The following is a 9,462-nucleotide window of genomic DNA, read 5'->3' as shown; positions in this document are numbered from 1 at the left end:
GCGAGGGGACTTGTCCCCGTTGGGTCGCGCAGCGGCCCCCTTTTGGTTGCTCATCGACCGCAGGGGCCAGCTGCGCAGGCCAACGGGGACAAGTCCCCTCGCCACAAGGCTTCTCCATTTGCAGGTCCTGCGCGGGCAGGGCGACTACGCCGGCGGATCGATCTGATCCAGCACCCGGTTCGCGGTGATTTCGGCGAGCATGATGCTGTTGGAAATGCCTAGCAACGCGTGGCGTGAACCGCCGTCCAATTGATCCACCAGGTCATGCACCATGACGTCGACCGATGCCAGTGTTTCGACCAGATACACCACAAGGGTTTCGGTGGTCGCCGCTGGATCGACCATGAACAAAGTGCTTGGATTGCGCGGTGTGGCTTTGATGTCGGCGATCGACGCGAAGTGGAAGTCAAGCGCTCGTTCGGCAGCCTGGTTGAGTTTGTTTGAATCCGATTCGTACGGGGAGACCGGATCGGTGTCCGGTGGGTTGGGTGTGACTTTGAACATGAATGCTTCCCTTTGAATAAGGGCCGCAACCGTCTCGCGACTAAACGAAAGGGTGGCAGCTGTGCGCAAGTTAGTCGACCGGAAAGGAGAAGCAAAACCGGCGCGTCCGAGGACGCCATGCGCACAGCTACCAGAAAGTGCAGGCGAATACCTGACTGACGATACTTGTACGACCGCTTTACCTTAGCCGGGCGACTAAACCCGATCACTGATGGGCAGTGACGCGAATCAAGTTACCGGGCGACCTCCGGACGCACAAGCCGGCGGATTCTGGCGTATGCGTAGGCAACGGCGCAAGGTTGTGTAGCTTTCAGGAAGTAAACCGGGGCGTGTTTCAACAGGCGCTTTTCGTGCTGTTGAGCAACGTCAGCGGACACGTTTAATTTGCTCTGATAGTCTCCTTGCCGGTGTTTCTCCGCGAAGTCTCTATCCGGAAACGCACAGCATCTGCTTCACTCCCCAAGGCATTAACAAGGAAAAGGAACAAGGATGAACATACAGCAGGCGGTAAGGCGCTCCCGTATTCAGCGGGGCGTCGGCGGCATATTGATATTCGGTGGCGCACTTTTTTACTTTGTCAGTTTGCTAATGGCGCTCTATCGCAATGCGGAAATCATGAGCCATTCTGTTTTTCTTGCGCAAATTGGCGTAACAATCCAGAACCTGATCTATGCCATCTACCAAATCACCGAACCTTATATAGGGTTCGTCTGGCGCAACGTACCGACCCTGAACCAGGCAGACCCGTTCACTGACGGCAACCTACTTTTCCTGGGCTTGATCGGCGTCATGATCGTAGGCAAACAATTGATGTTGGCCGGCCGGCGACTCGGCACGCGTATTCAGCGGCAAATTGAACGTGTCGAGGAAATGCAATGGCACCACTCCATGACGGCGGGTGGTGCAGCCGGGGCCAGTCAGGTTGCAGTTGGCAGAGTCGATCAACTCAATGTTTTCCAGCAGCCAATGCCACCCAATCCGGACGGGGAGTGGTGGACTCGTCCATGGGGCATACTCGGCCTTTCGATTATTGGTGGCTATGTTGTCGCTGTGCTCGCCAAGTTGACCGGTATGCTTTGACACGCCGCTATAAATTACTTCGAACGTCGGGCGGTTTGCATTGTGCTCAATACGGCCAATCAAAGTGCCCGCTTTCGACCTGAGCAAAGGAGGCCGGGTTAATGCAACCATTCAACATTCGCGAGCTGACAAGAACCGATACTGAAGCGCTGCTGGCATTTGAAGTTCGCAACCGAGACTGGTTTGAATCTCACATCGATGCGCGCGATCCTGCGTTCTATTCCTTGAGTGGCGTCGCCAAGCATATTGAAGACTATTTAGCTGACTTCGAAATGGGCGCCTGGCATCCCTTGGTGATCGAAGATGCCAATCGAAAAATTGTCGGCCGTGCCAATCTGAAAAGCATCGACTCGACATTGAGTTCTGCCGAAGTCGGTTATCGAATTGACCAGCAATTCTGCGGGCAAGGCCTGGCAACCCTGGCGCTGAGGCATTTGATCGAACAAGCAAGGGAACGCTGGAAACTCAAGCAACTGGCCGCCTACATCTTCAAAGAAAATGTCGGTTCCAGAAAAGTCGTCGAACGATGCGGATTTTTGCCGCATGCACATTCGCCGGGTGGCGAAGATGTAGAAGCCGAGTGCCGCTTTATTCTGTCGATTTAGCGCGTCCAAAACACGCGCGTAATAGCGTGGGACTGACACCCATTCGCTGTTTGAAGGCAGTCGCCAGGTGCGCCTGGGAACTGAAGCCGCAGGCCAGGGCGATCTCCGACAGGCTGGCGGTCGAATTGCGTAAACAGGCGCGGGCCCTGGCCAGGCGTCGATCAATCAGGTAGCTGTGTGGGCTTTTGCCCGTCGCCTGCTTGAACGCCCGCATGAAAAAACCTTCGGACAACCCGAGCATCTGGGCCATCGCTCGTACGCTCAGCGGACCTTCGAGGCCGGCGTCGATAAACTCGTCAAGCAAACGCATGCGGCCGCTGTTGATCGAGCCTTGGGGTGGCCCCGATAGCACCGCGAAATCCTGCGCCCGTTCAGTCAGGGCGACTGCCCAGGCTTGCCAATCGTCATCGAAAGAAGGCCTTAACAGGGCGCGGCGCATGTGCAGCGCGAGGGCAATGGCCTGTGGATCGATACGATTGTTGAATACGCGATCCGCCATCCGCTCCATGCCTTTGGGGTGAACAACTCGCAGGTACTCACCGCCAACAGGCGACTCGGACAGCACGTCACAACCGGCAGGAACAAACGCCAGGCTGTTGGGCGCACAAACAAAAGGCAACACGCGGTCGCTGCCAATTGCATGCAAGCCTTGCTGACTGTCGAAAGCGAATCCGATCGCGGAATGAGTCGCGACGTAGCGAGCCGCGTAGGCGGAGCCGGGCAACAATTCGATCAGCCACGGCCCCGCCTCGACACGGCGAACCGGTTCCGGGGCGGGCGATGGCTGCAGGCGATTATGACGGCTCATATTCAGCATAGTAATGAAGAGGGCGCGCAAAAGTCAGGTCAGTTTTTTGAAAGCCAGCGCCAGGCACGTCTGACTAGACTGAGCAAAATCTTCGGGAGGTGCCCAAATGTACAGTCTGACGCGTGACGAAATCGAACGAGCGGCTCGGCAGGTTTACCAGGTCATGCCGGCAACGGCCCAATACGCCTGGCCGTTGTTAACCCAGCGAATGGGTTGCACGGTGTGGGTCAAGCACGAGAACCACACCCCAACGGGCGCGTTCAAGGTTCGCGGCGGCATCACCTTCATGCATTGGCTTAAACGGACGCACCCAGAGGTAAAAGGCATCGTGACCGCGACTCGCGGCAACCATGGCCAGAGCCTCGCGTTGGCGGCAACTGCGTTGGCTTTGCAGGCGCTGATCGTGGTGCCCAAAGGCAATTCGATCGAAAAGAACAACGCAATGCGCGGTTTCGGCGGCGAGGTGGTTGAATGTGGCCACGATTTTGATGATGCCCGCGAAGAGGCAGCACGACTGGCGCAAGTGCATGGCCTGTTCCTGGTGCCCCCGTTCCACACTGAGCTGGTCAAGGGCGTGGCGACCTATGCGCTGGAGCTGTTTGAAGCAGCGCCGGATCTGGACACCGTGTACGTGCCGATCGGCTGTGGCTCGGGGATTTGCGCAGTGATCGCAGTCCGCGATGTATTGGGCTTGAAAACTGAAGTAGTGGGCGTTGTTTCCGAGGCGGCAGCGGCGGCGAAACTGTCATTCGAGTCAGGCGAGATTTGCGAAACCGCTTCGGCGAATACTTTTGCAGACGGGCTCGCGGTGCGCAGGCCCATCCCGGAAGCGTTGGCTATTTACAGCCGCGGCGCGGCGCGAATCGTTTCGGTCAGCGACAGCCAGATCGCCGAAGCCATGCGCGTGTATTACACCGACACGCATAATCTTGTCGAAGGCGCCGGTGCCGCGGCACTCGCAGCGCTGATGCAGGAACCGGATACCGCCAAAGGCAAACGAGTGGCGGTGATTTTGTCCGGCGGGAATGTGGACAGAGCGGTGTTCGCGAGGGTGATTCAGTAGGTGTTGTGATCGTCACGCATCCGTGGCGCTCAGGCTGACATCGGGTGGCAGACGATCCACCCGTAACGCTTCAACCACCAGCGAAAATGCCTGGGAGGGTTGCCGGCGGCTGGGGTAGTACAGGTGAAAACCGCTGAACGGCTCACACCAGTCTTCCAGCACCCGAACCAGCCGCCCTTGAGCCAGTAGCGGGGCAAACTCGTCCTCCGGCAGGTAAGCGATGCCCAGCCCGCTGGCCGCTGCATCGGCGATATGAGTGGTGGTGTTGAATACCAATTGGCCCGCGACCCGCACCTTCAGCTTCTTGCCCTGGCGTTCGAATTCCCACGCGTCCGTGCCGTCATAGGTGGGGAACCGTATGTCGATGCAGCGATGGGCTGCCAGATCCCGAGGGTGTTCAGGGGCGGGGTGCCGGGCAAAGTAGCTCGGTGCTGCCACGACGGCCATTCGTATGGCCGGGCCAATGGGCACGGCAATCATGTCCTGGGCCACCGTGTCACTGAAGCGCACGCCGGCGTCGAAGCGGTCGGCGACGATATCGCGAAAGCCATAGTTGATGTCGAATTCCAGCTTGATATCCGGGTACTTCTGCAGCAGTGGCGTCAGCTTGGGGAGCAGCGTGGCCTTGATGATGTTGTCACCGCAGGTAATTCGCACCGTGCCGGCCGGCTTGTCGCGCAACTCGGTCAAGGCTTCCACTTCCGCTTCGATTTCATCAAAGCGATGGCCCACCGCAGACAGCAGCCGCTCACCCGCCGCAGTCAAAGAAACGCTGCGGGTGGTGCGGGTGAGCAAGCGAATTTTCAGACGCGCTTCCAGGGCTGAAACCACCTGACTCACTGCTGATTGGGTCACCTCAAGTTGAACCGCCGCGCGGGTGAAGCTGCCTACGCGCGCCACGGTCACAAAGGCCAGCAGATCGTTGAAATTGTGTTTGGCCACAGCGATGGCACTCCGGCAATTGATTAGCCCTGTTTATAACCGCATTAAGCATTCATTAGCTAATCAAAATCTCTCGGTTCAGCAACAATAGCTGGCATCCCGATCCCACTGCGTGGAAAGGGCCGAGCCTCGCGCTAACTGCCTGCGTCGCCGTTAGCTTCCGCTGAAAAGGACAACCCATGAAAAGACTTCTCGTCATGCTCGGTTTTCTGCTGAGTTCAATCACCGCGTCAGGAGCCGATATGTCCAACGGTGCCGATAATTTCTTCAAAAGCGACAAGGTGACCGTGCAAAAGGTCAGCTTCAAAAATCAGTACCAGCTCACGGTGGTGGGCAATCTGTTCATCCCCAAAGGTCTGGCCGATGCCACCCGCAGCCCGGCCATTATCGTTGGCCACCCCATGGGCGCGGTCAAGGAGCAAAGCTCCAACCTGTATGCGCAAAAACTCGCGGAACAGGGCTTCGTTACCCTGGCGCTGGATTTGTCGTTCTGGGGCGAGAGCGAAGGCATGCCACGCAATGCAGTGCTGCCGGACATGTACGCCGAGGACTTCAGTGCCGCCGTGGATTACCTCGGCACGCGGCCATTCATCGACCGCCAGCGCATCGGCGTGCTGGGTATCTGTGGCAGCGGCAGCTTTGTGATCAGCGCGGCCAAGATCGACCCGCGCATGAAAGCCATTGCAACGGTCAGCATGTACGACATGGGCGCCGCCAGCCGCAACGGTCTCAAGCATTCACAGACCCTTGAACAGCGCAAACAGATCATCGCAGCGGCGGCCGAGCAGCGTTATGTGGAATTCACCGGCGGCAAGGTCGAATACACCGGTGGCACCGTGCAAGAACTCAATGCCGACACTCACCCGATTCAGCGCGAGTTCTTTGACTTCTACCGCACCCCGCGTGGCGAATTCACCCCGACAAACTTCACGCCGCAACAGACCACACGCCCGACGCTGAGTAGCAACACCAAGTTCATGAATTTTTACCCATTCGTGGACATCGAAAGTATTTCGCCTCGCTCGATGATGTTCATCGCCGGTGAAAACGCCCACTCCCGCGAGTTCAGCGAAGAGGCGTTCCGCTTGGCGGGCGAACCCAAAGAGTTGGTGATTGTGCCCAACGCCGGCCATGTTGATCTGTATGACCGGGTAGAGCTGATTCCTTTCGCCAAACTGACCCGATTCTTCCAGAGCAACTTGAAGTGACCAGTGGCCACCACCGCTGCGAGGGTTATTAATTCAGTCATGAATAGCACTTGCGCTAACACCCGGTTGGGCGCCACTTGCGCCGGTGAAACAGCACGCGTACTTCGTTAGTCAGAGCGCTTTCATCGCTAGCGCAGGGCTGCTGATGCTAGCCGCCCTGATGACTTTTCAGACCTCTCGTTCGCCGGTGCCGCACACCCGGTGACCGATTCACTAGACGGAGCAGGGCTATGCACACGCACGTTTTCGGCGCCGATCATGTCCAGGGCTGGAAGGGCCTCTGGCTGGCGGCATTAATGCCATTGGCTTTTTCGGCTTCACCTCTCGCCGCTGCGAAGGATATTGCAGGCCCGTCAACAGGTATGGAGAACACCTCGATGTGGATGACCGTCGGCGAACAGCGCTTCGCCATTGCTCTTGAAGATACTCCGACCACTTGGGAGCTTGTCGCTCGATTGCCGCTCAGCGTGAACATGACCGAGCTGCACAAGAACGAAAAGTTCGCCACCTTGCAGCCTCCGTTACCCACCCAAGCCTACCGGCCAGGCACCATCCACACCGGCGATTTACTCTTGTACGGTGCCGACACCTTGGTGGTCTTTTATAAAACCTTTACCTCGTCTTACTCCTACTCCCGTATCGGCCGCGTCGACAACCCGGCAGACCTGGCCAAGGCCCTGGGTCGCGACGATGTTCGGGTGACGTTTTCCGTTGACTAGGGAAGCAAAGCCAGAGCGACCCGAATGACTCAAGCGCTGCGCGTCAGCCCTGCACTTGAACTTTGATACAGGGTCTTCCATGACCCACTCTCGCTCCGCTTCAACCCTGGCCGCACCGCATATGGCTATCACCGGCACGAATAACGGCAATAACGTCAGTTGGATGGAGAAAGTGAGCAATGAACAATACTCAAACAACTAAGCGCAGCCATGCTCGGCTGGGGGCGCTGGGCTTGGTAATCCTGGCCGGTTTTGCCTGGGCGCCGATCTCCAGTGCCAGTAGCCTCCATGAACCGGAGAAAAAAACAGTGAGTGAGCGGACTTTAACCTCCAGGCAACTGGTCATCGCGCCTATCGGCGCCAGCATGGCGGTCGGCGATATGCCTCGTCTGCACGACGCGCTCAATCGCGGCCTGGATGCCGGGCTGACCATTAGCGAAAGCAAGGAGATCCTGGTGCAACTCTATGCTTACGCCGGGTTCCCGCGCAGCCTTAATGCCCTGACGCTGCTCATGAAAGTCCTGCAAGAGCGCGCAGCACGGGGCATTCACGATGCGCCGGGGCGCGAGCCAGGCCCTGTTCCATCGGGCCACGCTTTGCTCGATCTTGGCACCGACAATCAAACCCGGCTGTTGGGCTCGCCGGTGTCAGGGCCGCTGTTTGAATTCGCGCCGGCCATTGATCAGTTTCTAAAGAGCCACCTGTTTGGCGACATATTCGCCCGCGACAACCTTGAATGGGTCGACCGTGAACTGGCCACAGTAGGGGCCATCGCCGCGATGCCGGGGTTGGAATCACAGCTGGAGTCGCATCTGAAGATCAGCACGAATGTAGGTCTGACAATGGAGCAGCTGCGTCAGGTGGCTAGCGAATTGAAGGCAGCTGGCGAGCCGGATGGCGCCAGACGTATCTTGGTGGCATTGGAAAAAAATTAGCGGCTGGCGGCCATGGCAGTACCGGATCAATCAGGTATTGGCACAGTGTGGAGGAGGGGGGCTGAACTTTCTTTTCCGACAGTCGGGTACTTCGACACCGCCTGTTTTTCTCCCGGTTACGATGCTTGAATCTATTTCGACTTCAGGTTTTCTGATGAAGCTTTTCCCAAGGTTCGCGAGGTAGATTTAACGATCTGATGCTCGCATCTTCATATAACTAGACTAAAGAGACATTTAGTGTAGTTATAACCTTATGGAATATATTATCAGGGTAGCGCGTCTTGAAGGATATTCCCAAAACGGGGCGATATCGCGCAAGGTAAGAATTAGACCCTAACAAAAAGGGAAAGACATCAATGGATAATTCCCGGGCTGGCTGCTCGAAGGCGCGCACAGTTCCCGAAAGCAGCCGAGTTGCTGCATGTGAATCGCAAACGGCTTCAAGACTCAGGGAAACTGACCACAGCCAACGTGTTGCTTGGCATGATTTGCCAACGTTGTTCCATGCCGTCTCTAAAAAAATCAGACGCAGCCGGGCACTGGACAGCCTAGATGGATGCTTTGAAAATATCGAAGTGTGTTCACGAACAGCCGGTACCCATACGAGTCCAACTGCGCGAATTTTTTGATCCGATCTGATGAGAGTGCTGCGCTGACTTTGACCAACGTGGCTGGTTATCAAAGAGAGCGCGGATCGCAGGATGCATTCATTTGGCAATAGATGCTGAGGCGTGGGTGGCGCTGGTTGAATCAAGCTGCAAGGATATCCAGCGAGTGGATGATCGCGATGAAAACCACATGGAAAGCGGCCAGCGTGTGACCAGCCGGATAGTGGCTGCAGATTTAACGTTTGGAGGCAAGCGAGAATCAATGGGAATCACCACCGTGAAATGCACCTGCCACCGGGCTGATCCTGCAATATCCTGTTACGTGGAATGTATATTATGTTAAATGGTATGTCTGTTTTTCTGTGACAGCGTAAGCGTCCAATACCGCTTCTCCTGCAGAACGGGCTGACTTTTGCTATGCGATGCTCCGCGTAATCCTACACTGGCACCATAACGAGTAACCGGCGAAGCGCTACACGATATGACGCGAAGCTCAGTATCCGCCAACGGGCGGAACTTGATCGTACGCATCGGGCCGATTGCCGCCCCTTCGGTAATAGGCAGCTATCGGCCAACCGCGAACAATTAACTTTGCGAGTGATCGAAATCGAAAAGACTTCATATTTTTAGGCCTGTAGTCGGAGCGATGGTCTTTATCGTTGGCTAAATTGTTGCCGACCGCACCGCCTGCCGCGCCACCCAATCCTGCGCCGATAAGGCCACCTGTCGAACCACTAACGCTGTTGCCGATGACCTGACCACCAACTGCCCCGAGCCCCGCGCCAATGGCTGTTTCGGTCTTCTTGCCGCTTTGGGCCGTCAATGCACCCCCAGCCGCGCCGCCGACACCGGCTCCGATCGCCGCGCCAGCGTTACCCCCGACAGCCTGACCAACAACGTTTCCCAGGGCGCCACCGAGACCTCCACCCACTGAATCTTGAGGGACGAAATTTTCCCCAGAAGGAAAACGCGACTGGAAAAGGGCCACAG

Annotated in this window: 10 protein-coding genes; 6 read left to right on the top strand and 4 right to left on the bottom strand. The window is 57.0% G+C overall.

Annotated elements, in window-relative coordinates:
- Positions 1–144 precede the first annotated feature (144 nt).
- The gene (locus tag DU29_RS0102675) at positions 145–504 is read right to left on the bottom strand and encodes a DUF6124 family protein (protein WP_028620311.1); all 360 of its coding nucleotides are present in this window, start codon (positions 502–504) and stop codon (positions 145–147) included.
- A gap of 489 nt (positions 505–993) precedes the next feature.
- Between DU29_RS0102675 and DU29_RS0102670 the strand changes: the two genes are divergently transcribed.
- Both DU29_RS0102670 and DU29_RS0102665 read left to right on the top strand, forming a co-directional pair.
- Complete coding sequence (locus DU29_RS0102670; protein ID WP_028620310.1) at positions 994–1,584, top strand: YniB family protein; 591 nt, start codon at positions 994–996, stop codon at positions 1,582–1,584.
- A gap of 101 nt (positions 1,585–1,685) precedes the next feature.
- A complete protein-coding gene (locus DU29_RS0102665; RefSeq protein ID WP_028620309.1) occupies positions 1,686–2,189 on the top strand; it encodes a GNAT family N-acetyltransferase in 504 nt (167 codons plus the stop codon).
- On the opposite strand, the gene DU29_RS0102660 is transcribed toward DU29_RS0102665, so the two are convergent.
- A complete protein-coding gene (locus DU29_RS0102660; RefSeq protein ID WP_028620308.1) occupies positions 2,173–3,006 on the bottom strand; it encodes a helix-turn-helix transcriptional regulator in 834 nt (277 codons plus the stop codon). The two genes, DU29_RS0102665 and DU29_RS0102660, sit on opposite strands and share 17 nt — an antisense overlap.
- Positions 3,007–3,103: 97 nt before the next feature.
- Here DU29_RS0102660 and DU29_RS0102655 point away from each other — a divergent pair, with 97 nt between their 5' ends.
- On the top strand, positions 3,104–4,060 hold the full coding sequence (locus tag DU29_RS0102655) for a threonine dehydratase (RefSeq protein ID WP_028620307.1): 957 nt from the start codon (positions 3,104–3,106) through the stop codon (positions 4,058–4,060).
- 12 nt (positions 4,061–4,072) lie between these two features.
- On the opposite strand, the gene DU29_RS01000000129415 is transcribed toward DU29_RS0102655, so the two are convergent.
- A complete protein-coding gene (locus DU29_RS01000000129415) occupies positions 4,073–5,002 on the bottom strand; it encodes a LysR family transcriptional regulator (RefSeq protein ID WP_050483059.1) in 930 nt (309 codons plus the stop codon).
- A gap of 179 nt (positions 5,003–5,181) precedes the next feature.
- On the opposite strand from DU29_RS01000000129415, the gene DU29_RS0102645 reads away from it, so the two are divergent.
- The 3 genes from DU29_RS0102645 to DU29_RS0102635 all read left to right on the top strand — a co-directional run bounded on the left by DU29_RS0102645 (position 5,182) and on the right by DU29_RS0102635 (position 7,864).
- Positions 5,182–6,210 (top strand): alpha/beta hydrolase, encoded by a 1,029-nt coding sequence (locus DU29_RS0102645; protein ID WP_028620306.1) that lies wholly within the window; start codon positions 5,182–5,184, stop codon positions 6,208–6,210.
- 230 nt (positions 6,211–6,440) lie between these two features.
- Positions 6,441–6,929, top strand: coding sequence for a cyclophilin-like fold protein (locus DU29_RS0102640; RefSeq protein WP_236645565.1), 489 nt, complete (start codon positions 6,441–6,443; stop codon positions 6,927–6,929).
- 179 nt (positions 6,930–7,108) lie between these two features.
- Entirely contained in the window at positions 7,109–7,864 is a 756-nt protein-coding gene (locus DU29_RS0102635) for a carboxymuconolactone decarboxylase family protein (protein ID WP_028620304.1), read from the top strand.
- Between the two features lie 1,101 nt (positions 7,865–8,965).
- On the opposite strand, the gene DU29_RS01000000129410 is transcribed toward DU29_RS0102635, so the two are convergent.
- Entirely contained in the window at positions 8,966–9,460 is a 495-nt protein-coding gene (locus DU29_RS01000000129410; RefSeq protein ID WP_081832422.1) for a YMGG-like glycine zipper-containing protein, read from the bottom strand.
- Positions 9,461–9,462 lie beyond the last annotated feature (2 nt).

Source organism: Pseudomonas sp. Ant30-3, assembly GCF_000690905.1.
Classification (GTDB): domain Bacteria; phylum Pseudomonadota; class Gammaproteobacteria; order Pseudomonadales; family Pseudomonadaceae; genus Aquipseudomonas.
This window is presented reverse-complemented; position numbering and strand designations above follow the sequence as displayed.